33 protein-coding genes are annotated in these 26,033 nt (G+C 54.5%); 11 read left to right on the top strand and 22 right to left on the bottom strand.

Going from position 1 to position 26,033, the window contains the following annotated elements:
• The first annotated feature begins 20 nt into the window (after positions 1-20).
• Positions 21-422 carry a large-conductance mechanosensitive channel protein MscL gene (gene mscL / locus MICA_RS05175; RefSeq protein WP_014102650.1) on the top strand — a complete coding sequence of 134 codons (402 nt, stop codon included), beginning with the start codon at positions 21-23 and terminating at the stop codon, positions 420-422.
• 54 nt (positions 423-476) lie between these two features.
• Here the strand turns inward: mscL and MICA_RS05170 are convergent, their stop codons facing one another.
• Genes MICA_RS05170 through fabA form a run of 3 tightly spaced genes read right to left on the bottom strand, consistent with a single transcriptional unit; the run spans position 477 to position 3,109 of the window.
• Complete coding sequence (locus tag MICA_RS05170) at positions 477-1,322, bottom strand: enoyl-ACP reductase FabI (RefSeq protein WP_041793829.1); 846 nt, start codon at positions 1,320-1,322, stop codon at positions 477-479.
• 15 nt (positions 1,323-1,337) lie between these two features.
• Positions 1,338-2,582 carry a beta-ketoacyl-ACP synthase I gene (gene fabB / locus MICA_RS05165; RefSeq protein WP_014102648.1) on the bottom strand — a complete coding sequence of 415 codons (1,245 nt, stop codon included), beginning with the start codon at positions 2,580-2,582 and terminating at the stop codon, positions 1,338-1,340.
• Positions 2,583-2,587: 5 nt separating this feature from the next.
• Entirely contained in the window at positions 2,588-3,109 is a 522-nt protein-coding gene (fabA, locus tag MICA_RS05160) for a 3-hydroxyacyl-[acyl-carrier-protein] dehydratase FabA (RefSeq protein WP_014102647.1), read from the bottom strand.
• Between the two features lie 148 nt (positions 3,110-3,257).
• On the opposite strand from fabA, the gene MICA_RS05155 reads away from it, so the two are divergent.
• A complete protein-coding gene (locus MICA_RS05155) occupies positions 3,258-3,665 on the top strand; it encodes a hypothetical protein (protein WP_014102646.1) in 408 nt (135 codons plus the stop codon).
• 14 nt (positions 3,666-3,679) lie between these two features.
• Here the strand turns inward: MICA_RS05155 and MICA_RS05150 are convergent, their stop codons facing one another.
• The 3 genes from MICA_RS05150 to MICA_RS05140 all read right to left on the bottom strand — a co-directional run bounded on the left by MICA_RS05150 (position 3,680) and on the right by MICA_RS05140 (position 5,826).
• On the bottom strand, positions 3,680-4,672 hold the full coding sequence (locus tag MICA_RS05150; RefSeq protein ID WP_014102645.1) for a hypothetical protein: 993 nt from the start codon (positions 4,670-4,672) through the stop codon (positions 3,680-3,682).
• A gap of 130 nt (positions 4,673-4,802) precedes the next feature.
• Positions 4,803-5,492, bottom strand: a complete 690-nt coding sequence (locus tag MICA_RS05145) for an SH3 domain-containing protein (protein WP_236619973.1) — start codon at positions 5,490-5,492, stop codon at positions 4,803-4,805.
• Positions 5,452-5,826 (bottom strand): hypothetical protein, encoded by a 375-nt coding sequence (locus MICA_RS05140; protein WP_041793827.1) that lies wholly within the window; start codon positions 5,824-5,826, stop codon positions 5,452-5,454. The genes MICA_RS05145 and MICA_RS05140 overlap by 41 nt, the downstream gene beginning before the upstream one ends.
• A gap of 140 nt (positions 5,827-5,966) precedes the next feature.
• On the opposite strand from MICA_RS05140, the gene dusA reads away from it, so the two are divergent.
• The 4 genes from dusA to MICA_RS12245 all read left to right on the top strand — a co-directional run bounded on the left by dusA (position 5,967) and on the right by MICA_RS12245 (position 8,570).
• Positions 5,967-6,971, top strand: coding sequence for a tRNA dihydrouridine(20/20a) synthase DusA (gene dusA / locus MICA_RS05135; protein ID WP_014102643.1), 1,005 nt, complete (start codon positions 5,967-5,969; stop codon positions 6,969-6,971).
• A gap of 187 nt (positions 6,972-7,158) precedes the next feature.
• Positions 7,159-7,773 carry a hypothetical protein gene (locus MICA_RS05130; RefSeq protein ID WP_014102642.1) on the top strand — a complete coding sequence of 205 codons (615 nt, stop codon included), beginning with the start codon at positions 7,159-7,161 and terminating at the stop codon, positions 7,771-7,773.
• Between the two features lie 27 nt (positions 7,774-7,800).
• Entirely contained in the window at positions 7,801-8,388 is a 588-nt protein-coding gene (locus MICA_RS05125; protein ID WP_014102641.1) for a hypothetical protein, read from the top strand.
• Between the two features lie 14 nt (positions 8,389-8,402).
• Positions 8,403-8,570, top strand: coding sequence for a hypothetical protein (locus MICA_RS12245; protein WP_014102640.1), 168 nt, complete (start codon positions 8,403-8,405; stop codon positions 8,568-8,570).
• A gap of 80 nt (positions 8,571-8,650) precedes the next feature.
• Here MICA_RS12245 and MICA_RS05120 read toward each other — a convergent pair whose 3' ends face one another.
• From MICA_RS05120 to MICA_RS05080, 9 genes are all read right to left on the bottom strand, one after another.
• Entirely contained in the window at positions 8,651-9,007 is a 357-nt protein-coding gene (locus tag MICA_RS05120) for a HesB/IscA family protein (protein WP_014102639.1), read from the bottom strand.
• Positions 9,008-9,015: 8 nt separating this feature from the next.
• Positions 9,016-9,408 (bottom strand): iron-sulfur cluster assembly protein, encoded by a 393-nt coding sequence (locus MICA_RS05115; RefSeq protein ID WP_049782171.1) that lies wholly within the window; start codon positions 9,406-9,408, stop codon positions 9,016-9,018.
• 29 nt (positions 9,409-9,437) lie between these two features.
• On the bottom strand, positions 9,438-9,815 hold the full coding sequence (locus tag MICA_RS05110; protein ID WP_014102637.1) for a hypothetical protein: 378 nt from the start codon (positions 9,813-9,815) through the stop codon (positions 9,438-9,440).
• A gap of 81 nt (positions 9,816-9,896) precedes the next feature.
• Positions 9,897-11,150, bottom strand: a complete 1,254-nt coding sequence (locus MICA_RS05105) for an aminotransferase class V-fold PLP-dependent enzyme (protein WP_014102636.1) — start codon at positions 11,148-11,150, stop codon at positions 9,897-9,899.
• Positions 11,135-12,379 carry a Fe-S cluster assembly protein SufD gene (gene sufD / locus MICA_RS05100; protein WP_014102635.1) on the bottom strand — a complete coding sequence of 415 codons (1,245 nt, stop codon included), beginning with the start codon at positions 12,377-12,379 and terminating at the stop codon, positions 11,135-11,137. Before sufD ends, MICA_RS05105 begins: the two co-directional genes overlap by 16 nt.
• Before the next feature lie 108 nt (positions 12,380-12,487).
• Entirely contained in the window at positions 12,488-12,781 is a 294-nt protein-coding gene (locus tag MICA_RS05095) for a GIY-YIG nuclease family protein (RefSeq protein WP_014102633.1), read from the bottom strand.
• A 98-nt stretch (positions 12,782-12,879) separates the two neighbouring features.
• Positions 12,880-13,629, bottom strand: coding sequence for a Fe-S cluster assembly ATPase SufC (gene sufC / locus MICA_RS05090; protein ID WP_014102632.1), 750 nt, complete (start codon positions 13,627-13,629; stop codon positions 12,880-12,882).
• 197 nt (positions 13,630-13,826) lie between these two features.
• Positions 13,827-15,284, bottom strand: a complete 1,458-nt coding sequence (gene sufB / locus MICA_RS05085; RefSeq protein WP_014102630.1) for a Fe-S cluster assembly protein SufB — start codon at positions 15,282-15,284, stop codon at positions 13,827-13,829.
• Positions 15,285-15,290: 6 nt separating this feature from the next.
• Entirely contained in the window at positions 15,291-15,743 is a 453-nt protein-coding gene (locus MICA_RS05080; RefSeq protein ID WP_014102629.1) for an SUF system Fe-S cluster assembly regulator, read from the bottom strand.
• 275 nt (positions 15,744-16,018) lie between these two features.
• Here MICA_RS05080 and MICA_RS12240 point away from each other — a divergent pair, with 275 nt between their 5' ends.
• Entirely contained in the window at positions 16,019-16,189 is a 171-nt protein-coding gene (locus MICA_RS12240; RefSeq protein ID WP_014102628.1) for a hypothetical protein, read from the top strand.
• Between the two features lie 49 nt (positions 16,190-16,238).
• Here MICA_RS12240 and MICA_RS05075 read toward each other — a convergent pair whose 3' ends face one another.
• Positions 16,239-17,228: an Ntn hydrolase family protein gene (locus MICA_RS05075; RefSeq protein ID WP_014102627.1), complete on the bottom strand. Its 990-nt coding sequence runs from the start codon at positions 17,226-17,228 to the stop codon at positions 16,239-16,241.
• A 157-nt stretch (positions 17,229-17,385) separates the two neighbouring features.
• On the opposite strand from MICA_RS05075, the gene MICA_RS05070 reads away from it, so the two are divergent.
• A complete protein-coding gene (locus MICA_RS05070; RefSeq protein WP_014102626.1) occupies positions 17,386-18,153 on the top strand; it encodes a hypothetical protein in 768 nt (255 codons plus the stop codon).
• A 37-nt stretch (positions 18,154-18,190) separates the two neighbouring features.
• Here the strand turns inward: MICA_RS05070 and MICA_RS05065 are convergent, their stop codons facing one another.
• A complete protein-coding gene (locus MICA_RS05065; RefSeq protein ID WP_014102625.1) occupies positions 18,191-19,768 on the bottom strand; it encodes a peptide chain release factor 3 in 1,578 nt (525 codons plus the stop codon).
• A 291-nt stretch (positions 19,769-20,059) separates the two neighbouring features.
• On the opposite strand from MICA_RS05065, the gene MICA_RS05060 reads away from it, so the two are divergent.
• Entirely contained in the window at positions 20,060-20,425 is a 366-nt protein-coding gene (locus tag MICA_RS05060; protein WP_014102624.1) for a DUF1304 domain-containing protein, read from the top strand.
• 92 nt (positions 20,426-20,517) lie between these two features.
• Here MICA_RS05060 and ppa read toward each other — a convergent pair whose 3' ends face one another.
• The 5 genes from ppa to MICA_RS05035 form a co-directional block, all read right to left on the bottom strand.
• Positions 20,518-21,057 (bottom strand): inorganic diphosphatase, encoded by a 540-nt coding sequence (ppa, locus tag MICA_RS05055; protein WP_014102623.1) that lies wholly within the window; start codon positions 21,055-21,057, stop codon positions 20,518-20,520.
• 62 nt (positions 21,058-21,119) lie between these two features.
• Positions 21,120-21,458 (bottom strand): DUF1491 family protein, encoded by a 339-nt coding sequence (locus MICA_RS05050; protein ID WP_014102622.1) that lies wholly within the window; start codon positions 21,456-21,458, stop codon positions 21,120-21,122.
• A 2-nt stretch (positions 21,459-21,460) separates the two neighbouring features.
• Entirely contained in the window at positions 21,461-21,907 is a 447-nt protein-coding gene (locus tag MICA_RS05045) for a Fur family transcriptional regulator (protein ID WP_014102621.1), read from the bottom strand.
• A gap of 73 nt (positions 21,908-21,980) precedes the next feature.
• Positions 21,981-23,534: a PAS domain-containing sensor histidine kinase gene (locus MICA_RS05040; protein WP_014102620.1), complete on the bottom strand. Its 1,554-nt coding sequence runs from the start codon at positions 23,532-23,534 to the stop codon at positions 21,981-21,983.
• On the bottom strand, positions 23,534-24,448 hold the full coding sequence (locus MICA_RS05035) for a diguanylate cyclase domain-containing protein (protein ID WP_014102619.1): 915 nt from the start codon (positions 24,446-24,448) through the stop codon (positions 23,534-23,536). Before MICA_RS05035 ends, MICA_RS05040 begins: the two co-directional genes overlap by 1 nt.
• A 235-nt stretch (positions 24,449-24,683) precedes the next feature.
• Between MICA_RS05035 and MICA_RS05030 the strand changes: the two genes are divergently transcribed.
• Positions 24,684-25,106: a hypothetical protein gene (locus MICA_RS05030; RefSeq protein WP_014102617.1), complete on the top strand. Its 423-nt coding sequence runs from the start codon at positions 24,684-24,686 to the stop codon at positions 25,104-25,106.
• A complete protein-coding gene (locus MICA_RS05025; RefSeq protein ID WP_014102616.1) occupies positions 25,103-26,023 on the top strand; it encodes a hypothetical protein in 921 nt (306 codons plus the stop codon). Before MICA_RS05030 ends, MICA_RS05025 begins: the two co-directional genes overlap by 4 nt.
• Positions 26,024-26,033: the final 10 nt, after the last annotated feature.

Genomic DNA, 26,033 nt, shown 5'->3' with positions numbered 1-26,033 from the left:
CATTCAAAGGAGCATCACCCATGAAAATCATTAACGAATTCCGTGAATTCGCCATGCGCGGCAATGTCATCGACCTGGCCGTCGGTATTGTCATCGGGACGGCATTCGGCGCTATTACCAATTCGCTGGTAAAGGATGTCATCATGCCGCCCGTCGGTGTCATTTTGGGCAAGGTTGATTTCAGCGACCTGAAATGGGAAATGATCAAAGCGTCCGAAGGTGTACAGGCCGTCACATTGAATTATGGCCTGTTCATTCAATCCGTTGTGAATTTCATTATCGTGGCCTGGGCCATGTTTATGATCATCAAGGTGATGAACACCTTGAAACGCAAACAAGAACAAGGCGCAGCCGATGCCCCGCCGCCGCCGAAACAAGAAGTGTTGCTGGAAGAAATTCGCGATTTGTTAAAAAACAAATAAATAAAAAAGCCGCTGGAAACAGCGGCTTTTTATCATCCTTATATCATCCGAAAATCATTCGGCTTTTCCATTCCCGCCCATCACGGCCAGAACCTCGTTCAAATTCTGGGGCATGCCCAGAGCATTGAAACCGCAATCGACGTAGTGGACTTCACCCGTCACCGCGCCGCCTAGATCAGACAGCAGGTACAGACCCGTTCCGCCCAGTTCTTCCAGTTCAACACCCCGGCGCAACGGCGCGGTCATGTTGTTGTACTTGAACGTGGTGCGCGCGGAACCGATGGCGGAGCCAGCCAGCGTGCGCATCGGGCCAGCCGATACAGCGTTAACACGGATGCCTTTCGGGCCCAAATCGGCGGCCAGATAGCGAACGGATGCCTCCAGCGCGGCCTTGGCCACACCCATCACGTTGTAATTCGGCATGACTTTTTCCGCCCCGTAATAGGACAGTGTAATGGCCGAACCGCCGTTCTTCATCATCGGCGCGGCGCGGCGCATAACCGAGGTGAAGGAATAGCAGGAAATGTGCATCGTGTTCAAAAAGTTCTCGAGCGTCGTATCCAGATAACGCCCCTTCAATTCTTCCTTGTTCGAATACGCAACGGCGTGAACGACGAAATCCAAACCATCCCAAACCTTGCCCAAACCGGCAAAGACAGAATCAATGTCTTCTTCGCGTGTGACGTCGCAGTTCAACAAAATGTCGGACCCGGCGGATTTTGCCAGCGGCTCGACCCGCTTTTTCAGGGAATCACCCTGATAGGTGAAAGCCAGATCGGCCCCGTGTTCATACAGGGTTTTGGCAATGCCCCACGCGATGGAATGATCATTGGCTACGCCCATGATCAAACCGCGCTTGCCGGCCATAATGTTGGATTTAGAACCTTTTTCCAGTGTCATAACGCTATCCTGCCCCTAGTCTTTCAAACGCGAGAAAGCCAGCGTGCAGTTCGTACCACCAAAACCGAAGCTGTTGGACAGAACAGTTTCATGCTGTACGTTTTCACGGCATTCGCGGACGATATCAACATCTGCTGCCCCTTCATCCAGGTCTTCGATGTTGATCGACGGACAGATGAAGTTATTTTGCATCATCAAAATAGAATACAACGCTTCCTGCGCCCCGGTCCCGCCCAGCGAATGGCCGGTCATGGATTTGGTCGAACTGATCGCCGGAACCTTCTCACCACGCGCACCGAAAACTTCGCGGATCGCGTTCAATTCGGTGATATCACCAACCGGCGTGCTGGTGCCGTGGCTGTTGATATAGGTAATCGGACCATCGACCGTTTCCAGCGCCAATTTCATGCAACGCAATGCACCCTCACCGCTCGGCGCAACCATGTCGGCACCGTCAGATGTGGCACCATAGCCCGTTAATTCGCAGTAAATCTTTGCGCCACGGGCTTTTGCATGTTCCAGTTCTTCCAGAACCAGCATCGCGCCACCACCGGCAATCACGAAACCATCGCGGTTTTTGTCATACGCGCGGGACGCCGTTGCGGCCCGGTCGTTATATTTGGACGACATCGCCCCCATACCGTCAAACAGGACGGACATGGTCCAGTCCAGTTCTTCGGCACCGCCGGCGAACATAATGTCCTGCTTGCCCCATTGAATCATCTCAGCGGCGTTGCCGATGCAATGCGCAGAGGTCGAGCATGCCGACGAAATGGAATAGTTCACGCCCTTAATTTCAAAGTTCGTGGCCGCATTTGCCGATGTTGTCGACCCCATGCAGCGCGGAACCATATACGGGCCCACGCGCTTGGGCGCGGAATTGCGTGCGATATCGGCGGCTTCCAGCTGGTTGCGGCTGGACGCGCCGCCCGAGCCAACGATAATGCCCGTGCGCGGGTTGCTGATCATCTCTTTGGTCAGGCCGGAATCGGCGATCGCTTGCTCCATCGACAGATGAACATACGCCGCCGCATCGCCCATAAAACGGCGCAGCTTGCGGTCGATCAATTCTTCAAAATTGACTTCGGGCTTGCCCCACACCTGGCTGCGGAAACCACGGTCGGCGTAATCTTGCGAAAACGTAATACCGGATTTACCAGCCTTCAAAGATTCCAGAACTTCCGTCGTGGAATTACCGATGCAGGAAATGACGCCCAGGCCGGTCACGACCACGCGGCGTTGCGTAATTGTTTTGCTCATGTTTTTTACAAAGATTTGGGGTTATCGAACAAACCGACTTTCAAATCGGTCGCTTCATAGATCACCTTGCCGTCCACGGATACGGTACCATCACCAATCCCCAGAACCAGCTTGCGGTTGATCACACGCTTCAGGTTGATTTCATAGGAAACCAGTTTGGCTTCCGGCAGAACCTGACCCGTGAATTTCAATTCGCCCAGGCCCAGCGCCCGGCCCGAACCCGGCGCACCGGTCCAACCGAGATAGAAGCCCAGCAATTGCCACATCGCATCCAGACCGAGGCAGCCCGGCATCACCGGATCACCCAGGAAGTGACATTGGAAGAACCACAGATCCGGATTCACATCCAGCTCGGCCTTGATGATCCCCTTACCATGGGCCCCGCCATCGGCGGATACTTCGGTAATACGGTCAAACATCAACATCGGCGGGGCCGGCAGTTTCGCATTGCCCGGACCGAAGAGTTCACCCTTGCCACAGGCGATCAGATCGTCGTAGCTGTAGCTCGATTTTTGTACATTAGACATTGGCTGTTTTTCTGCTGTTTGAGTCATGGGCCCTTTTTTACGATGGATCAGGCCCCCCGTCTAGCCGGAATCCAGCCACAACCCACAATTTGACATAACGCAACAATCTGGCTAGAATGCCCCCAGATCATCGCCACAGGAGATTGCCATGGAATTTATGTCCTCAATGAAAAACGCAACCGCAGCCTTCCTGCTGGCCAGCACCGCGACCATCGGCCTGAACGCCCCCGAGGCCGAAGCTGCCCCGTCCCAGAGCGACCGGATGGAAAGCTGCGTGAAACAGACATTGAACCGTGTTGCCAACCCATCCCCCGGTTTGATCGCCAGTGCGGAAAAAGCCTGTGAACGCCAATTGCAGGTTCAGGACCACAAAAACGGCACGGGCGAAGCCCCAGCGCAAGGCAAAGCCCCCACGGCCAGCGAACGCAAGGCAGGCCAGGAACATTTGAAAAACCGTGTTGAGGAAATTTGCGCGAATGGCGGAAAGCTGGCCAACGGTCAGGATATGAGCGCCATGTGCCAACGCATGGAAATGCGCAAGCGCCTGAACCGCTAAGGGTTCATACTCATTTACATCGACATAATCGCGTACTGGGTGCAAACCGTCTTATAGGTTTCGGTCATGGCGGCCATGGCCAAGGGCTTGGCAATGACGGGTTCCACCTCTGGCCGATCTCCGCCTGCGGCCACGGCCAGCATCCGGCCTGTAGCCTTGGCGCTGGCCACGGCTTGATCCATCAGATTGTGCATCCGGATCACACGGAAGAAATCCCGGGCCAACGGCTCCAGCGAAGCAATCAATTCATACGGCGCATCCAGCGGACGGTCGTTGGCCGCCAACCCGAACCGCCAGTCACTGCCCGCAGGCAGGCCTAAGCGCACGGCCTCCTGCGTCATTACACAGGTCAGGCGGTCCAGATGTTCGGGCAGGTCCGCGCCCCGGAAGGCGGTTTGCTGGTACGCATTCAGGGACAGTGCCAAAGCACGCCCGGCGACGGCGGACAGACCGGAAATGCTCTCCGGCAGGCTCCAGCCCTCCAGGCCAATCTTTTGCTCAATCACGATATCGCACAGTTCCTGGGCCGCGATTTCATAGCCCAGGCAGCGGTTGGTGCATTCGATCAACAGGCGGAACAGGTCACGGCGGCTCTGGCCGTCTTCCTCCATCGCCATAAACATCTGCTGGCATACGAACAGCAGGACGTCTTGGAACTCATACGCGCAATGCAGCCAGTCCTCGAACATGCGGCGGGTCAGTTCACGCCCCTGCTCGGCCCGAAAGTCGATAATATAGGCCGGCGGCAAGGCCAGCTCTGAAATGGGGCCTTCCTGCGGCTCACAGCCCAGCATGGTGGCCAGATGGTCGTACATCGCCTCAACCCCACGGTCGGATTCATCGAACAACAGGGTAAATTCAACAATCGCCCCGGCCATCATCTGAATCAGGCGCATGCCGTCAACGCCACGGCCATTATGGTCACGGCATTTGGACACCAGCGCATGGACAAACTGGCCCGTAAAAGCCGCCTTGTCGGTCAGAATGGAAGCAGAATCAAAGGTCATGGGTACTTCAGAGCGAGAGAATCGAGAGGGAATCAGAGCGTACGACGAATCGGATGAACCGCCGCAACCCTGTGAAAAACTTTGTGGATCAGTCTGTGGATAGGGTGTGGATAACCCCACATAAGGAAGGTTAGTCGAACTCTTCGGTGGCGTAAATACCCCAAAGTGATTTTCTTTCGGCCCACCCTTCGTAGCCGCCAGCGGTGATTTTACACCATGCTTTTTTGCATTCGCTGGCCGTTGCAATCACGCCCGGCTGAAGTCGCGCAATCGTTCTGGAATTTTCACTGTCTTGTGAACGAATTGCGACCGCTTCTTCACCCAATACAATAACATTGCGGCGACTGGACAGCAGCGATTTGTGCAACCACCCCTCGTCACCGTCGCGATCACGGATTTTACGCCAAACATCAAATTCCTGAATAATTTCAACGGGAAGTCCGCGTTTCTTATAAATCCACTTTATCGGATAACGCGTCGCCGGCCCAGCGCGCACATGCGCCTCTTCCGCGGCCAGCGAAACAAAACGGGGCAACGCCAACCCCGTTGAATTGAAGCGCGGCTCCTCATCCTTGGCAAAAGACACCCCGGCCCCGCCCGCAAACACGGCCAACCCCAAAGCAAGAATGAGAACACGCAAACAAATCATCATGATGGATAAGGAAAATACACATGTAGGGATGCAGATCAACAGGATTCGATCCACGACAACACGCCAAATGGCAGCCAGCCCTGTTAGGGCTGACATGAAAAGCTTTTTAAATTTTACTTCTAAAGATCTAGAACGGGCATTTTGCGTAGAAGTCTTTTCGAGCTCCATCAATTTTGGCCCGATCTCCAGAATTCAGCGCCGCATCATACCCAACTGATTTTTTATAACAGACATCTGCAACGTCAAAGAGCTGCTTATACGAAGTCGATAAAGCAGCAACCTCACCTGATGCAGCTCCCAAAAAAGAGGCCCGAGAAAGGTCACCACCAGCAGAAAGCACCGCACGCTGGGAAGATGTAGTTTTCATATCTATATGAAGCCTCACCACCTCATCAACCCCTCCCTGAACAACTTCAGGCACCCCAGGAACGTTCAGAGCCGCCAACGGAGTCGTTACACACAGCGCCGCCACAGCCAGCTTATATTTTTTATTTAAATCCATTACACACCTCGCGTTGCTAATACGAACCAAAGAACCCCTAATCTTGGGCCCTTTGATAACATACACACGCCCAACCGTCAATAATTATGTAAATATGCAAATGTTGACATAAACGGCGGTTTTCTGTACCTCTCCCGCTCATGTATCACGTGAAACAAACGCCTGAAATCTCTGTCGCCCCGATGCTGGATTGGACTGACCGGCATTGCCGGGTGTTTTTGCGCTCTTTTGCGCCGCATGTGCGCCTGTACACGGAAATGGTCACGACCGGGGCCATTATCTTTGGTGACCGGGACCGTTATCTGGCCTTCAGCCCATCTGAACACCCCGTCGCCCTGCAATTGGGCGGATCAGACCCTGCCCATCTGGGCCAATGCGCCGCGATTGGTGCAGATTACGGATATGACGAAATCAACCTGAATTGCGGATGCCCCAGTGACCGGGTGCAGAATGGCGCATTCGGGGCCTGCCTGATGAAGGACCCGGGTCGCGTTGGCGACTGCGTATCCAACATGATCAACGCCGCACAAGATACTGAAATTACAGTCAAATGCCGTATCGGTGTTGATGAGTGCGTGGACGAGGAATTCCTGCACGCCTTTGTCAAATCCATCCATGAGGCTGGATGCCGCAAGGTCATCATCCACGCCCGCAAGGCCTGGCTGAAAGGCCTCAGCCCGAAAGAAAACCGGGAAATCCCACCCCTGCGCTATGACATCGCCGCGGGGATTAAAACAGCCTTCCCGGATATGCGGGTGATTGTGAATGGCGGGATCAAAACCCTGGCCGAAACCCAATCCCATCTGGACACCTTTGACGGAGTGATGATCGGCCGCGAAGCCTATCAAAACCCGTGGGTTCTGACCGAGATTGAACAGGCTTTGTATGGCCACCCCACAACGGCCAGCCGGGCCGACATCGCCCGGGCCATGATTCCGTATATCGAAGAACGCCGGGCCACGGGCACACCGGTGAAATCCATCACCCGCCATATGCTGGGCCTGTATCAGGGACAACGCGGCGGCCGGGTCTGGCGCCGGATCCTGTCCACCGAGGCCCATTTACCCGGTACGACGGGCGCCATTATCGAAACCGCCCTCGCCGCCGTGGATCAGGCGGTTGGGCCGGAATGGATTGCGGCGTAGCAGCCCCATATGACCGTTACCCCGGCGAAAGCCGGGGTCTTCCAGCCATAATGGAAGAAGATCCCGGCTTTCGCCGGGATGACACAGAAAGAATAGCTTTTTTTGGTATGGCCCAGCCTTATTTAACGGTATAGTTATCGCGAATTTTTAAGGGGCATCCATTTCGCCCAATCAGGGATATTTTCACATGCAATGGCACCGTCTGGACCGTGACCGCACCATCGCCATGATCGACAGCGTTAAGACCGCTGGCGATTCTGGGCTGTTTGCGCCGACGACCAGCGAAGCCAAATGCCACAAGCTGTCATTCTATCGCAACCTGTTGCTCTACCGTCTGACCAACTATGCATCCCTGCCCTCATTCTCGTTTGACTATCTGGGCGATGGGAAAACCTATTTCTATCTCGACGGGTCGGTGATGCCGATTTATGCGGCAAATGATGCGGGCCATCTGTTCCTCGATCCATCGAACGTGATGGATTACCTCACCTTCTTCTTCGAACATGTGTCAGGCCCAGATGGCGATATTTTCGTGATTGATCGCATGCAGGATCACCCCGCGCTGGACGCCTTGTCCGGCGATCAGGTGGCCGCGATTGCCGTGCACCACCAACCACCTGAAATCAACGCCAACATCGCAGGCGATTTTACGATCAAAACATCGATGGTGTATCTGGGCACGCTGGTGCGCGCCGTCATCACCGTCGATAAACGCGGCCGCGTCAATGTTCTGGACACCCAAATGCTGATGTCTTCATCCATCAGCACATCCGGGTACAGCGCTGGCGACATGGCCCGCTAAGAATTTTATTGAGAGGGATACACGATCATGGCTTCGACATCTGATTCCCCGTTTGGCAAGTTGCAGGGCGCGTTTGGCACCGGGCAAGCCCAGAACGCCGCGATTGATTACACCCACCCACAGGCCGATAAATTACGCCACGCCGCCGAAACCACGCTGGAACGGTCCGCCGCCGGGTTGAAACTGGTGCGCTGGGCATACCAAAATAACATTCAAATCAAAGTCTTACGCCATAAATCGGGGCAAGCCTTCAGCCCGGAGAACCGCGCTGTTTATCTTGGAATATCCAGCGATATCAATACGATAAGCCCATCCCACGTGCTGGAATTGGGCGGCGCCCTGCGTCAGGCGCAGCAGCAAATGACCGGCCACGGCACCCCCACTGCGGATATGGACCCCGTCGCCTTCGAGGCCCAGTATCACGCCAAAATGCTTGACATAATCGTCACAATGTGTAAAATTGCCCAAGAGCTTGAAGCTGTGGGCAATGGGTCGGAATTTATTGACTCCATCAAATCCTTCGGGCACGGTGATATATACGAGGCATACATATCCAACGGACCGGGCGACCACCTGACAGATGTGTATTTCGATAACCTCGAAAAACAAAAATAAGAGGGGACTACAACATGAAAAACGATCTGAACGCACTGCAAGCTTTCCTGAACGTTCAAGCCGCTGTTAAAAGAAGCGACGAAGTTCGCGCCGCGACGAAACGTTTGGTTCCGCAAATCTCCGCCTCTTGCGACGGCTTCATGCCGCTGGCTTTCGTGGCGCTGAACCTGGACAACAACTAAGACGTTGCCCGTACAGATCGAATAACAAGAAGCCCCCGTTGGGGGCTTTTTTGTTGCCGTGAAATAAGGAGCCACGGGCCCTACCCCGGCGCGCGTTTGCCCGGGTCGATGGTGAAGGATTCGCCGCAGCCGCAGCGCCCCGTTTCGTTCGGGTTGTTGAAGGTAAAGCCGGATTGCATGTCACCCTCCTCGTACCCGATGGTCATACCAAACAACATCCATGAATGGATTTTTGGGATGAACAGGACGGCCCCGTCTTTTTCAAACCGGTCATCGGCGGCCGTTTCTTCCATCACATGTTCCATTTTATAACTGTTCCCGGAACAGCCCGTGGATTTGATGGTCAGGCGCAGGCCAATCGCGCCGTCTTTCAACGCGGTTTTGGACTTGATGGCCGCAACGGCCCCGTCGGTCAAGATAATTGGATCATTCGGCATGGTCGTTATCACGTAAACATATTCAGTTGCAGTTTCGCCGTTTCCGCCATGAAAGACGGGTCCCAGGTCGGATCCCAGACAATTTCAACATCGACATTGCCGATACCATCGACCGGGAAGATTGCGCCCTGGACCATGCCGGGCATTTCCTGAGCCACCGGGCATCCGGGGGATGTCAGCGACATTTCCACGAAGACGTCAGCCTTGCCGTCCAGCCCGTCGCGAATGTCGACCTTGTAAATCAGGCCCAGTTCATAAATATTCACCGGAATTTCGGGGTCATAGACCGCGCGCAGGTTTTTGACGATTTGCGGCCAGAGCGGATGCGCGCGTGTTGCTTCGACGTTTGGCGGCTCGGCCAATTCGTCAAATCCTTCATCGCCCAAGGCGTTTCGCAACATGCTTTCATCAGCTACTGGTTTCGTCAAACTCATCTGAATTCACATTCTTGTATCATGGTGATGGACGCTTGCGTTTCGTCCGCTTTACTTAATTGTGGCCCCTTGTGGCTGGCCGCCGCCGCACTTTTGAACACCCATTGGGCCGTGTGATCATAGATGCATTCGCAATTCACGTAACCTTCCATCTGCTTGGACAAATCGTCCTCACAAAACCGGACCACTGGTTCCTTCATATGGGCGTCCATGCACGGTTTCATAGTGTCATAGGTGAAATTATCATCAATTTTCTTTTCCGCCAGACACCCACAGAAACCGGCTTTATCCACCCCGTCCAGCAACGGGTTGCTTTCGCCTTCTTTTTCATACCCCGATATGCAGTTATTGACGAACCTTTCTGTGCTTTTCACCGGACTGGAAAACGTTGAAACAGCTAAGAAAGTCCCGACTGCCCCGCCGACAGCCGCCGAAAATTTTAAGATCCCCATACTCTACGCTCCGAGAAGTTTGTGTGCCTTCGTCACCCCATTCATCAGAGAGATTATGTCATCTACATTTGAATATAACCCTAACGAGGCCCGGACCGTCCCCTCAACCCCGAACCCCTGCATCAGGGGCATACAGCAATGGTGCCCGGTGCGCACGGCCACCCCGCATTGGTCCAAAATCATAGCGATATCAGATGGATGGCCCCAATCGGCGGTAAAGCTGACAATGCCCGCCTTGTCCGGCCCGGTGCCGTAAAAGGTCAGGCCCGGCACAGTTTCCAGTTGTTCCACTAAGCTAGCCAGAAGCATACCCTCGTGCGCCGCAATATTGTCCATGCCAATGGCGGCCACGTAATCAATGGCTGCCCCCAGAGCAATCACCTCGGCAATGGCCGGGGTTCCGGCCTCAAACCGGGCCGGGGCGGGTTTATAGGTGGTTTGGGCGAAACTGACCGTTTCGATCATATCCCCGCCGCCTTGATAAGGCGGCATGGCGTTCAGCAGGGCCGCGCGGCCATACAGAACCCCAACCCCGGTCGGGCCATATAATTTGTGCCCCGTAAAAGCGAAGAAGTCACAACCCAACCCCAAAACATTCACCGGCATATGCGTAACCGATTGCGACCCATCGACCAGAACCAGAATATCGGCGTTATACGCCTTGGCTTTGCGGATGATGGTTTCAACCGGGTTGATGGTGCCAAGCGCGTTCGACACATGCACAATCGACACGAACCGCGTGCGGTCGGACAGCAAGCCGTCAAACGCATCCATATCCAGCGTGCCATTCGGCAGCACCGGAATGATTTTCAGCACGATACCAATTTGATCGTGTAGCAATTGCCACGGCACGATATTGGCGTGGTGTTCCATGCCGGAAATGATGATTTCATCGCCCGCCTTCAAATTGGTGCGGCCCCAGCTTTGCGCGACCAGATTGATGGCTTCGGTCGTGTTGCGGGTGAAGACGATTTCGTTTTCGGATGATGCCCCGATAAAATCGGCAACCTTGCGGCGTGTGGCTTCGAATTTCTGCGTCGTCGTTTGCGACAGCGCGTATAAGCCGCGGTGAATGTTGGCGTAATCGCGGTCCAAGGCTTCGCGCAAAGCGTCAATCACCGCACGCGGTTTCTGCGCGCTGGACGCCGTATCCATGTAGGCCAGTTTCTGGCCATTCATGGGGCGGGCCAGCACCGGGAAATCATCCCGGTACCGCGCAAAATCGTTCTGCGATGGCATTTTTACGACGCCAGCCATGCTTTCACCTTGTCTTTCAACACGGATTGAATTGTTTCATCGGCCACCCGGTCAAACGCTTCGTCCACGAACGCCTCGATCAGCAAGGCACGGGCCTGTGCCTCCGGAATACCGCGGGCGCGCATGTAAAACAGCGGCCCTTCATCCAGTTGCCCGGTGGTCGCGCCGTGCGAGCATTTCACATCATCGGCGTAAATTTCCAGCTCCGGCTTCGTATCCATCTCCGCCCCTTCATTCAGGATCAGGGATTTGGACAATTGATAGCCGTCGGTTTTCTGCGCCGGTTGATGCACATGCACTTTGCCCTGAAACACGCCATGGGCGGTGCCGTCCAGAACGGTGCGGATATTCTGGTTTGAATTGCCGTTCGGGGCCATGTGATCAACCAGAATGGTCGTATCGCCATGTTGTTGCCCGGTCAGCAGGTTCACGGCGCTGAGCGAACAGACCGCCCCGGCCCCGTTCATCACGCCGTGCAATTGATTGCGGAACAGGCGGGAACCCGTGGAAAACACAATACCCTCATACCCGGAATCCTTGCCCAGAACGCTGTGCGTCAATTGGGTGTGGACGGCCTGTTCGCTGTCTTCCTGATACCGCACATGGGTGAGATGCGCGCCATCGGCCAGAATGATCTGCGTCTGGATATTCTTCCAATACGCGCCTGTGCCAGTGTGATGTTCAATCACGGTCAGGCGGGCATTCGCGCCCAGACGGATAATCAACCGCGCATTCGCCAAGCCGCCATCGGCGACCATGGTTAAATCCAATGGCGTTTTGGCTTCGGTATTGGCGGGCACATCAATGACCAACCCATCGCGCAGGAACAGATTGCCCAAATACCACAGCGTGTTTTCGGCGTTGTATTCTTTATCCGACAACGGTGCGGAAATGGCCTTTTGCACCCAGTCCTCGCCCAGCATTCCGGCCAGAGAGTTCACGGTAATGCCGTGGCCTTCTTTATGGGTGATGTTCACCGTGCCGGCTTGATTGATCGCTTTCACGACGGGCAGGATGTTGGTGTATTTCCAACCCTCCAGCTTCGCCGTCGGCAACCCGCGACGGGCGACAATTTCGCGCGCTTTATCACGGCACGCGGCCAGCCAGTCCGGCTCATGCAACAACGTATCGGAAAACCCATCATACGCCGCCAGCACCCCGCTCGCCGTTTCCGGTTGGTACGGCGTGCGTGGTTCAAGGACGGTGATGGTTGCGGTTTGTGCGGTCATGTTACTCAATCCCTCCACCCGTCATTACCCGACTTGTTCGGGTAATCCATACCAGCCCATGGATTGCCCGGATAAACCGGGCAATGACGGAAATTTAGATTATGGGCATCATTTACAAATTTCATCATACAGGCACACCCATTCCGGGTTTTTCTCTTCAATCAGGTTTATTTTCCATTGCCGTTCATATTTTTTCAGACGCTTTTCTTTCCTGATCGCCGCATCAGCAGTCGCATGATCTTCAAACCAGACCAGATTATGAACGTCGTATTTTTCCGTGAACCCTTCAACAACCTTATTCTTGTGTTCCCAAATCCGCTTTATCAGGTCCGATGTTACGCCAATATACAGGGTTCCCTGTTTCTGACTGGCCAGCATATAAACCCAAAATCGCTTTTCCATTCCTCCTCCTTCGTCATTACCCGACTTGTTCGGGTAATCCATACCAACCCATGGATTGCCCGGATAAACCGGGCAATGACGGGCGAAAGAATATGAACCTACGCCGCCTCTCCCATAAAATCGGCGTAGCCCTTGGCTTCCAATTCCTTGGCCAGTTCCGGGCCGCCGGATTTCACGATTTTGCCATTTGCCAGAACATGCACATGGTCCGGCACGATATAATCCAACAGGCGTTGATAGTGCGTAATGACCAGGAACGACCGTTCCGGCGCGCGCAGGCGGTTCACGCCATCGGCGACGATACGCAACGCATCAATATCCAACCCCGAATCCGTTTCGTCCAAAACGGCGAAGGACGGGTTCAGCATGGCCATTTGCAACACTTCGTTGCGCTTTTTCTCACCACCCGAAAAACCAACATTGACCGGGCGTTTCAGCATGTCATCGCTGATCCCCAGATCCTTTTGCTTGGCTTTCAACAATTTCAGGAAATCCAGCGCATCCAACTCCGCCTCTCCGCGTTGTTTACGAATGGCGTTCAGCGCGGTTTTCATGAAATTGGTCATTTGCACACCCGGAATTTCCACCGGGTATTGGAACGCCAAAAACAGGCCAGCGGCCGCGCGTTCTTCCGGGGCCAGATCCAGCATGTTGACGCCATTGAAAATGATTTCACCTTCGGTGACTTCATATTCCTCACGCCCAGCCAGAATGTAAGACAGGGTCGATTTCCCCGCCCCGTTCGGCCCCATAATGGCATGAACTTCCCCCGCCGGAATATCCAGCGACAGACCTTTCAGGATTTCTTTGCCATCGATATTGGCGTGGAGGTTTTTAATTTGCAGCATTTTCATTCTCTCTATTTACTAGCCCCAAGAGGCCCACATTCTCATTCTAATAACGATATAGGCGATAAACAGGCACAGGCAGAACAGTACAAACCTGACAAATCGCCCCAACAGGGATATTTTTCTCTCATTCGGAACGCGGTAGCGACGTAATTCTCTCGATTGATTTAACAAATCAAAAAAAGAAAAGTCCCACATCACCCAACACTCCCCTCCAGCGAAATCGCCACCAACTTCTGCGCCTCAACGGCAAATTCCATTGGCAGGTTTTGCAGGACTTCGCGGCAGAAACCGTTGACAATCAGGGCTACAGCTTCTTCCTCACTCAAACCCCGTTGTTGGCAATAGAACAGCTGGTCTTCGGAGATTTTGCTGGTTGTGGCTTCGTGTTCCAAATGCGCTTTCGGGTTGCGGCTTTCGACGTAGGGTACGGTGTGTGCGCCACATTGATCGCCGATCAGCAGACTGTCGCACTGGGTAAAGTTGCGGGCGCCTTCGGCTTTTGGCATCACTTTGACCAGGCCGCGATAGGTGGAATCCGATTTCCCCGCCGAAATGGTTTTGGCGATGATGCGGCTTTTTGTGTTGCGACCAATATGGATCATTTTGGTGCCGGTGTCGGCTTGTTGGTAATTGTTGGTGATGGCCACCGAATAAAATTCGCCTTGGCTGTTGTCACCCTTCAAAACGCAGGATGGGTATTTCCATGTAATCGCGGAGCCTGTTTCCACTTGGGTCCATGAAATTTTGGAATTGGCCCCTTCGCACAGGCCGCGTTTGGTGACGAAGTTGTAAATGCCGCCTTTGCCTTCTTCATCCCCCGGGTACCAGTTTTGGACCGTGGAGTATTTGATTTCGGCGTCTTCGTGCGCGATCAGTTCGACCACGGCGGCGTGCAATTGGTTGGTGTCGCGCATCGGGGCGGTGCAGCCCTCGAGATAGCTCACATACGCGCCTTTATCCGCAATAATCAGGGTGCGTTCAAATTGCCCCGTGTTCATTTCGTTGATGCGGAAATAGGTGGACAGTTCCATCGGACACCGCACGCCGGGCGGAATGTAGACGAACGATCCGTCCGTAAACACGGCGGAGTTCAGGCAGGCGTGTTTGTTGTCGGAAATCGGCACCACCGATCCCATGTATTTTTGCACCAGTTCCGGGTACTCCTTCACCGCTTCGGAGATGGAGCAGAAAATAACGCCCACTTCCTTCAACTTGCCGCGGAACGTGGTGGCGACGGACACGGAGTCGAACACGGCATCCACGGCAACCCCGGCCAGCATTTCCTGCTCACGCAGCGGAATGCCCAGCTTCGCATAGGTTTCCAGCAATTTCGGATCGACTTCATCCAAAGATTTCGGACGGTCATCGGCGGTTTTCGGTGCGGAATAATAATACGCATCCTGATAATCAAATTCGGGGAAATCCACCTTCGCCCATTTCGGTTCCGGCATTTTTTGCCAATGGCGGAAGGCCTTTAAACGCCATTCCAGCAACCATGCGGGTTCACCCTTCTTCGCGCTGATAAAGCGCACGGTGTCTTCGCTCAGGCCCTTCGGGGCCTTCTCCGATTCAATATCCGTCACGAACCCGGCTTCGTACTGGTGGCTCAGGGATTTGACGGTATCGATGGTGTCTTGTGTGATGGATGACATTGTTACTTACTCCATAACCTGTTCGCGGGCGGGCATTGCGGCCTGCGCAACAATTTTCTTATTCATCATGTCGGCCAACGTGACGGATTCCAGCGCGCCACGCACGGCGGCGTTCACCTCGCCCCAACGGCCATTCATGGCGCACACGCCGGACAATGAACAATCATCGTCATGCCCGTCGGCGCAAGCGGTGATGGCCACGGGCCCTTCCACCGCCGAGATAATATCGGCCACGGTCATGTCATGCGCAGGCCGCGCAATCATATATCCACCCGTTGCGCCGCGTGTGGACACGACCAACCCGGCGCGGTTCAAAATTTTCAAAATCTTCGCCACGGTTGGTTCGGCCAGATTGGTGCGCGTGGCCAGATCGGCCGCCGATGCGCGCGCGGATTCATCGCGGGCCAGTTCGGCCAGCATCAAAACGGCATAATCGGTAAAACGCGACAGACGGATCATTTCCCAAAAACCCTAAATCGGACTGATAAGGTCCGCATTCAATGCCAGTCTTTGTCCCGTTTTTCAAGGTTTTTCCCTCAATACAGGACTTATATAGTACTAATTATATAGGATTATTTTGCGGCGCGGCATAACATTTTGATCCGCCGTCATAATTTTGACGCGAAATGGCCCCGCCTTAATCCCGTTTTAACCATTTCAGCGTCATTAATAGAGAATAAACAACAAGAATTCCGTTTCACAAAAAACGACGATTTCACAAGGGAACCAGAGCCATGCCAACGAACGAATTTAACGATCTCAGCAAATCCGACCGCCAACGCCTGAAAGAACTGCAAGTTCTGGAACTGGCCGCCCGTGGGTACGCCCCGCCGCGCGCCGCGATGGAAAGCCCGACACCGGATTCCACCCCGCGCAACCGCTTCGGCTTTCCGGCCCGGCACTAAACGCGGATGATGAATTTAAAAGGGGCCGGTTTTTCCGGCCCCTTTTTCTTTACAACATGCAATGGATATACCGGGGCCGCGTGACGGCCTGGCCGCCCTCAAATCCCTGGACCACCAATTGCCCGGTGCGGGCGTTGGCCTCAAACGCCAAACGCGTGCGATCACACAAAACAGGCACATTCAGCCAGTCAAACTGCCCTTTATACGACCCGAGCCCTGATACCATTTGTACCACACGGGCTTTGCTGTCCGTTTGGTTGGCAACGCCCTTCCATCCGGGGAACAGCCATTCATTGCCAACACACATCGTGTTGTAATGCGGAACAGCACGGGTCCGGCTGCGTTCAATAATGCAATGATCACGGGCATGAACACCGACAATTGAGAAAATAGCCGGCGTGGAGATTGGCGTTGTGCACAGCATGTTCACAGCATCGTTGAACGTCGTGCATTGCTCGAATACACGGCGCAGCAGAAATGAGGGTGGTATATTGCCACTGCGGTACGTTGCGATTTTATCCGCCGCCAGATTGAAAACACGCCCCAACCCACGATCAGGGGCCGGCGCCTGATTGATGGCCAGCGAAAAGCGTTTGGGGGCCATGCCTTGTAACACACCGATATAGCCGGGGTACGTCATCGCCCAATACAAACCTGCGCCACCAACCATGCGGGCCAGGACCAGCTTGTCCCCCAGACCGTCCAGCGCCCAATCCATCGCGCGAAACATGGTCACACCCTGCGTTTTGGATGATGCGGTTTTATTAAAAGCGGTGGTGCACCCCCATTCATAGGACAGGTTCAACGCATAAACGGCATCATCGCCCAGCAGCCGGGCAACGCTGGCCACTTCATCCCCATAAGGTTCATAACGATTGTGTTCCCACCACCGACGCGCAGCATAGCCAGCCGCATCCAGCATGGTGCCGCCATAAAATTTCCGGCACATTTCAACCAATGTCCGCGTCCGTTCCGGGTCCCGGTAAAACAGACCAAACGGCGTGTCCGCATCACGTACAACTGGAATCTCTGGCAGCATGTTATCCCCCGGCCCTGTGCAAATACGGGACGGACTATAACGGGACTCCGGAGGGTGTAAAGCATGTTGCGATGCAGCATTGTCAATTTTGACCTGAACGCCCTCCCCGCGCTATAACCACCCCGCAATTCAAATCACCAAGAACAGGACAACGGGCATGGGCAAACTGAAAAAACATTTCAACGGTCATTCTTTTGTGACCCTTGCGAACCCGAACATTACGCGGCTGGATCAGGTTTCACCCCGGGCTGAAGCCGATTTGTGGGCCCGCGCCATGCGCATCCGCGATGATCTGTATTTCGAAGGTGATTCCTCGCGCATTCTGATTTCCGCCGTTGATGGAGCCGCCGCCGGACAAAGCGAACCCACCGTGCGCGTAAACGTCGTCGACATGAACAAACGTTTGCCCGGCACGACGTTTGTTGACGCAGTGAAGGCCGATATGTACGGCCCGTTGAAAGGCTTTATGCCCGAAAACAAAAAACGCGAATTAATTTGCACCTTTGGCCAGAATGCCCGGTGCTACCGCGAAGCGGCCAAAGATGCGGTTGTGCCAAACCACATGGTTATTACCAGCACTGGACAAGCCGGATTCACCGGATGCTGGCGCGAACAAGACGAACAGGAAATGTGGGCCCTGCAAAGCCAGATTCGCGGCGTATTGTCCGCCGCGACCTCCGCGCAAGGGTTCTCGATTTTTATGGATTGCGGATTGATCAGCGGCGCATCCGTCATTGAACGCGAAATTCACATCCTGCCGCACGCCGAACCCAACGGCACGCGCCACAACCTGAACGAGATTATCAAACACGAATATTACGGGTTTGCGTATGGCAATCAGGACCGCAAGATTGAGTTCATGAACAACCACCCGACGATTGCCAAGGTTTATAAAGCTTTGCGCTTCGGCCTGAACCCGGCGTAATCAATAAAAAACCCCGCTTCGGCGGGTTTTTGTATCTTTATTTCGTCGCACTGAATTGGATCTTCGGGAACTTGTCCTTCGTATCGTTCAGGTGCCATGAGTTACGGGCCAAGAAGACCGGGTCGCCGTCATGGTCGTTGGCCACGGCGCTGCCCATCGTATCGACGAATTTTTTCATCTCGGCGGGATCATCACAACTGACCCAGCGGGCGGCGTAGACTTCAACCTGTTCGAATTTCACCGGAATGTTGTATTCGCTGCGGATACGGTCCATCAGAACATCGAACTGCAACGAACCCACAACACCAACGATCCAGTTCGGGTCGATGGAGGGTTTGAAAATACGGGCCACGCCCTCTTCCGCCAGTTGTTCCAGCGCAGCGGACAAATGCTTGGCCTTCAACGGGTCATCGGCCCGCGCCCGTTGTAGCAATTCCGGCGCGAAGCTGGGAATGCCGGTAAACGTCAGCGTTTCGCCTTCGGTCAGGGCATCGCCAATGCGCATATTGCCATGGTTCGGGATGCCGATAATGTCGCCGGCGAAGGCTTCTTCCACCGTTTCGCGGTCCTGGGCAAAGAACATCAGCGGGTTATGGATGACCAGCTGTTTGCCATGACGGACATGCAGAAGTTTCATGCCCTTTTTAAACTTGCCGGAGCAGATGCGCGCGAAGGCAATCCGGTCGCGGTGTTTCGGGTCCATGTTGGCCTGAATTTTGAAAACGAAGGCGGTCACCTTGTTTTCATCCGGCGTGATTTCCCGTTGCAATGTCTTCGTCGGACGCGGGCTGGGCGCGTATTTCCCGATCCCCTGCAACAATTCGCGTACACCGAAATTGTTGACGGCGGAACCGAAGAACACCGGCGTCATGTGCCCTTCCAGATAGGATTGGTGGTTGAATGCCGGGTACACACCGCGGATCATTTCAACATCTTCACGCAATTTCGCCAATTGGTCGGCGGGCAGCAATTGATCCAGTTTCGGGTCATCAAGGCCGGAACATTCAATACTGGCCAGCAATTCCTCGCCCTTGCTGCGGTCAAACAGCACCAGCGTGTCATTGAACAGATCGTAACAGCCCTTGAAATCACGGCCCATGCCGATTGGCCAACTGGCCGGAACAACATCCAGCGCCAAGCGGTTTTCAACTTCGTCCAGCAGATCGAACGGGTCCTGCCCATCGCGGTCCAGTTTGTTGATGAAGGTGATGATTGGAATGTCGCGCATGCGGCAGACTTCGAACAATTTCAATGTCTGCGATTCAATACCCTTGGCGGCGTCCAGAACCATAATGGCGGAGTCCACTGCGGACAGCGTGCGGTATGTATCTTCGGAGAAATCTTCGTGGCCCGGCGTATCCAGCAGGTTGAATGTATGCCCGGCATAGTCGAACGTCATCACGGATGACGCGACGGAAATACCGCGTTCCTGTTCCACTTTCATCCAGTCGGATCGTGCGCGGCGGCGGTCGCCCTTGGCCTTGACCATGCCGGCCATCTGAATGGCGCCCCCGAACAACAGCAATTTTTCCGTCAACGTCGTTTTACCGGCGTCCGGGTGCGCGATGATCGCGAAAGTGCGGCGTCTGTCTATTTCTTGTTTCAAGCTGGTCATGGCGGGGTTTTTAGCATTGGAACGGGAAAAAGCCAAGGATTTCAGCCCCCTTTTTCCATCCGTCATTCCGGCGAAAGCCGGACCGCCCCCTCTCCCAAAGGGAGAGGGCTGTGAAGGCTTAGGGTGAAAGCCCTTAGCCGCAGCAGGGTGAGGGGTTTGAATGGATCAGGATCAAACACCGCGCTTCCTCACAGTCACCATACCCCCTCACCCTAGCCCTCTCCCCATGGGAGAGGGAATATCTTCATGCGTCAGGGTGACGGATGATAAGGCCCATGCTAGAATCCCCACATGATGAGCCTTCTGACAACCGCCCTGATCCTGATCATCGCCGCCCTGCACGTTTATTTCTGCGTGCTGGAGATGGTCCTGTGGACCAAACCTCTGGGGCGGAAAACATTTCGGATGGATGCGGATTTTGCGGCCAAAACCGCAACGCTGGCCGCGAACCAAGGCCTGTACAACGCGTTTCTGGCGGCTGGGTTAATTTGGGCGGTAGCGCACCCCATACCGGAAACCGGGCATCAAATCGCCCTGTTCTTCCTGACCTGTGTGGCCGTGGCCGGGGCGTATGGCGGGTATTCGGTGAACCGGCGGATCTTCTTTATTCAGGGACTGCCTGCGCTTGTGACGCTGGCATTGCTGTTTTTCGCCTAACCCCACAAAACCGGCACCCCGGCGAAGGCCGGGGTCCATAGGATAGATTGTATGGATACCGGCCTTCGCCGGTATGACGGTAACAGAAATATTTAAGCGGCTTTGTCTTTCTTCGCGCGCTCGATGCCTTCGACGATCATTTTCTTCGCCATTTCGGCATCGCCCCAACCGTTGGTTTTCACCCATTTGCCGGGCTCCAGATCCTTATAATGCGCGAAGAAATGTTCGATCTGTTCGCGCAGGATCGGGCGAATGTCTGTTAAGTCTTCAATGTTGTCGTGATACGGGTGCAGTTTCGGCACCGGCACGGCGATGATTTTTTCATCCTGGCCATTATTGTCTTCCATCAGCATCACGCCAACCGGACGACATACCATGACCGCGCCCGGCATAACCGGCGTGCGGCCAATGACCATCACATCGACCGGGTCGCCATCGCCCGACAGCGTGTGCGGGATAAAACCGTAGTTGCCAGGATAGTACATGGCCGTGTGCAGGAAGCGGTCCACGAACATCATGCCGCTTTCCTTATCCAGTTCGTATTTCACCGGAACACCGCCCAGCGGGTTTTCGATAACGACATGGATTTCTTCCGGGGCATTCGGACCAACGGAGATTTTGGACAGGAACATGGAAACGGGACCTCTTAATCTTAATCAAGTTATTGTGCGTTGCGGCGAACGGCACAATACCCTCAAAAGACCTTTCCTTCAAAGGGATTTTTCTTATTTTTGTCCTCAATTTCAATGACCCAGAGGTCAGGGTCACGGTCCATGGCCCGGCGGATATAGGCGTCCGCCTCGGCATCCGGCACGGCTTCGCCCTTCATCAGGCGCATCCAGCCCATCACCCCGTCCAGATCCCGTTGCTGGGTCATGAGCAGGGCCGTACCGTCCAAGGGATTGATTTTCAGGAGGATCAGCCCCGAAGCCGGGGCCCCACGCTGGTGGATGTAGTAATAGACCGCCTGTTGGTCCAGCGTTTTCAAATGGCCTTCGAGATAGAGCCAGGTCGGAAGGCGGTCGTCGGCCATGCTTAATTCATGGACCCGGTTTTTTTGATTTTCCGGCCATACAGTTCCAAACGGCATTCAACCAGTTCATAGCCCAGTTTTTCGGCGATATCGCGCTTCATAGCCTCAATTTCGTCGTTCTGAAACTCAATCACCTCGCCGCTTTCGACATCAATCAAATGGTGGTGATGATCCATGTTGACTTCGTAGCGGGAGAATTTTTCGTTGAAATCGTGACGCGTCACCAATTCCAATTCATCCAGCAGGTTCAGCGTGCGGTACACGGTGGCCATGCTGATCGACGGGTCGATGGCGCGGGCGCGGTCATAGACGACCTCGACCGACGGATGATCTTCGGCGTCGTCCAGCACTTTCAGAATAACCTTGCGTTGCCCGGTCATTTTCAACCCGGCGGCGGCGCAGCGCTCTTCCAGAGAGCGGGAGCCTTTATGATGTTCGTGATGGCTCATACCTCAATCCCTCCTGCATAAATCCTGTGGTTGAGGAGCAGTTTAGGCCCCTCACCGCTGCGGCGCAACAGGTTTAGAGGGCTTTTTCCGTGGTTTTGGCCTGATATTTCTGCCAATCCGGGCTGCCCACCACGCGCACGGCGGGCATGTCGATGGTGACGATTGTGCCCTGCCCTAGGTCGGATACAAGGCCCAGCGTGCCACCGTGCATTTCCACCATGGCCTTGGCCAGCGGCAGGCCCAACCCCGTGCCCTGCAGACCCTTGGTTTCGACAGGTTGATGCACCTGCCCGAAGGGTTCGAGGGCTTCGTGAATGCGGTCCTTGGGGATGCCAACCCCTTCGTCCGCCACAACGATGCGCATACATCCATCGGGTTGCATGTTGGCGCGCATATGGATGGTACCGCCCGTATTCGAAAACTTCACGGCGTTCCCCGCCAGATTGATCAACACCTGCCGCATCAGGCGCGGATCGGCGAAGAGTGGCGGCAGGTCGGATTGAATATCCTGCACAATCTTGATCCCGCCGCTGAAGGCACGGGAATCCATCATGCGGGCCACCGCCTGCATCAATTGACCGACATCGAAGATGTCTTCGTCCAGTTCGACGCGCCCGGCTTCGATCTTGGACATGTCCAGAACTTCGTTGATAATTTCCAGCAAATGGCGGGCGCTTAAATGAATATCGCCCAGATATTCAATGTATTTCGGCTGTCCCAGCGGGCCGAATGTTTCATTCTGCATCAATTCCGAGAAGCCAATAATAGCGTTCAGCGGCGTGCGCAGCTCGTGGCTCATATTCGCGAGGAAGCTGGATTTCGCATGGTTGGCAGCATCGGCCTGTTCCTTGGCCACACGCAGGGTCATTTCCATCTGCTTGCGCAGGGTAATGTCCATGATGGTTGTCACCTGAAATCGGCGACCGTTGGATAATTCCAGTGCGGCGGTTGTGAACAGGACGTTGGCAATGCCCCCATCCTTACGCATCATTTTCATTTCACCGCTGCTGCGGATACCGCTTTTGGTGAATTCATCGTGCGATTTTTTGGCTTGTTCCCGTTCATCCGGTGACACCAGCTCAACGAAAGGATGCCCCACAAGTTCATTCCGGTTCCAGCCGTAAATACGCACGAAACTGTCATTCACGCGAACAATGCGCTGGTTTTGGTCAGTAACAATAATCCCCACTTCGCTGACGTCAAACACCGAGGTCAGCAAGGAAATAGCGTCATCACGTTCACGTTGCAGGCTGGACGGCGTCACGGCCACGGGCTGGGCAATCACGTCCAGAAAGGTCACTTCGCGTTTTTCGTTTAAAATCGGGTTGATCCAGAACCCATGGACACGCAAACCACCCGGAAAATCGGGCACAGTTTGGATGGACACGGCTTTTTTCTGTTTCAACGCCACTTCAAAGGATTGTTCGAAATAGCGATATGGTGCGGCCTCCATCACGTCCTGAAGCGCAACATTGACCACCTCGCGTTCCAGGCGGTTGAAATATTCAAGCGCCTTGCCATTGGCATCGACAATCACATAGCGCGGCGCCGACGCCACATCGACCACGAAACGTGGCACGGGCATCGCCTGAAACAGCGCGGCATGATCGACGGGGGTATGGCTCATCAACGTCCCTCGCCATCACCCTTGGGTTCATCCATTGCGTGGACGAAGCGTTCCAGCGGACTGATATCAACATATTCAACGGCCGTGTTGCGTTCCGTCCCGAACCGTTCCAGATCATCCCGCATGTGGTCCATCAACGCATTCAAATCATCACCCGGTTGTGGTTCACCCACGCAACAGGACAAAGTCACACTGACATTCCGGCCCTTCATCGGTACGCGCAAATCTTCTTCTTCCATGAAACGGCGCAGACGGTTGATACCCGCGGCCCCACCGGCGCTGTCCGCCTGTTTGAGGCTCATCATAAATTCACCATTGTCCAGTCGATACGCATCATCGAAAGACCGAATGGTTTTTTTGATCATCGCGGAAACACGCTGCAAAACATGATCCAGCGCGGCCTTGTCCAATGATTTTTGCATGGATTCGAAATGGTCAATACGCACCAGCGCCAGACAGAACGGCTGCCCCCGCCGCGCACGGCGTTCCATTTCACGGTCCAGATCGGGCATCATCATCTTGCGCGATCGCAGACCGGTCAGCAGATCAACACCACTATCCTGCAACAAACTGTCACGCTCCAGACGGTGAATCCGCAGCACGAATTCCTCGTACAACTGCACAAATGCGTCAAAGGCCGCCATATCCGGTGTGGGGGCGCCCATCAACACGGCTTGGGCCGCCGTCTCCATATCGGTGTGCAGACGGTTCATGGCATCGGCCATATCGGGATCGGTCTGGGCCACCCATTCGTTAAAACTGGCGGGCGGCGGGCCATTCAACGGACCGACGGCCTGCACGTAAAACGCGTGGCGCAGAACGCGGCCAAACCATTCCGCATACTGGTCCAAAATCGGAGCCAGCATGTGTGAGTCAGAGTTTTCTGTCTGTGTCGGGTCAATCGATGCGGTCATTGATACAGGACAAATCCGGAAAAGTGCGTTTAAAAAGAATGGGGTAAAGCGCGCCCATATACCCCACTATACCGGGATTTCACGCCTGATTGGTTAATAAGCCCGAAAATGCCCCTGCCCCTGCACTAGCACGAAAAACCGCAGAAATCCGGCCCTTATCAAAGACCCAGGGACAGATTTTTACATTATGAAAAATATTGTTGTCGGTAGGCGTTAAATATGGTTTCATACCGGCATGGAAAACAAGCCGTCTAACGTCTTTGAGATTGCCTCCGCCGCCGGGAAAAAGCCATCCCGCGCCGCCATGGCCCTGCCCGATGAGGTGCGTCAGGGCTTGAAGATGATTTACGAGCATATTCAGCATGACCATGTGATGGATAATATCGCGTTTGAGGCCCACGGTTTCACGCTGGAGAAGCGTATTCGCTTGTCCGACTATCTGTATGATTTACACTCACCCGTGTTGATGAGCGACCTGCACACCATGATGCTGGATATCCGTCCCTATTACCGCAAGGGCGGAAATATACGCGTGATCGATTTGATCGACGGCGTTATGAACGACCTGACCCGCATCATCCAGAATAAACCAAAAGCGGACGTACGCACATTTGTACGTCCCAATAAAAAAACTGAAACAGGAGTAGACCCACGATGACCGAGACACCGCGCAATGTATTCGATCTGGCCGCCCGCGAACGCAAAGCACCGCAAGCCTATAGCGTCGTGATTCCGGCATCATTGAAAGAAGATTTGACCGCGTTTTATTGGGACGCCCTGAGCCACAAACGCTTTGTTCCCGGCAACACGATGTCGTTCGACAAAAAGAGCAAGGTTTCCGACAGTTTCTGGCGCGATTTGCACAACCCGTGCACACCGCAATCCCTGGCCCGCATGCTGGCCGTTGTTGAATCCGTACAGAGCGATTACCGCAAAGAATACGATATCGCCGCTGCAGAATTGGCGGATGTCAGCGAGAATATGCGCCGCACCAACGTGCGCGACATGATGGAATGGCAATGCAATGGCCAATCCCCGCTTGCCACCGCCAAGGAAAAATTTGAAGCCTATAAAACCGTAACGCAACGGATCGACCGCATTATTTCAACCATCCCCACCGTGGCACAAAAACTGGAAAACCCGTTTGGATACGCCATTTTGCCTCCATCCTTGTTCTCCAGCATCCAGAGCCTTTACGATGATTTGAGCAACAGCGACATTGCCCACCTGGACGAAGGGTTGATGGAACGGTTGGGCGGTTACACACTGGATTCACAACGGCACCTGCCCCTGAACGACCTGAAACACATCATCACGGTTGTTCAAGACGGGCTGGAAAAGAAACACGCCAGCGACCGCAGCAACATTGAGCAGTTCGCCCGGCTGGCCAATGGTGAGAATTTCAAAAGCAAAGCCCACTCTGTGAAAAGAACGGGCACGATGGATTCAGGATACAGCAACGAGCATCTGGACTTGACCCGCGACATTCTGGACGATTTGAATGCGCTGCTGGCCACCCAGCCCCGCGCCGCGGTTCAATCCCACCCGACATTAAAGGCTGGCGGCCCGGTATAAGGGCCACCAA

It is taken from the genome of Micavibrio aeruginosavorus ARL-13 (genome assembly GCF_000226315.1).
Taxonomy (GTDB): Bacteria; Pseudomonadota; Alphaproteobacteria; order Micavibrionales; family Micavibrionaceae; genus Micavibrio; species Micavibrio aeruginosavorus_B.
Note: the sequence above shows the minus strand (reverse complement) of the source record. Positions and strands in the feature narration are given on the sequence as shown.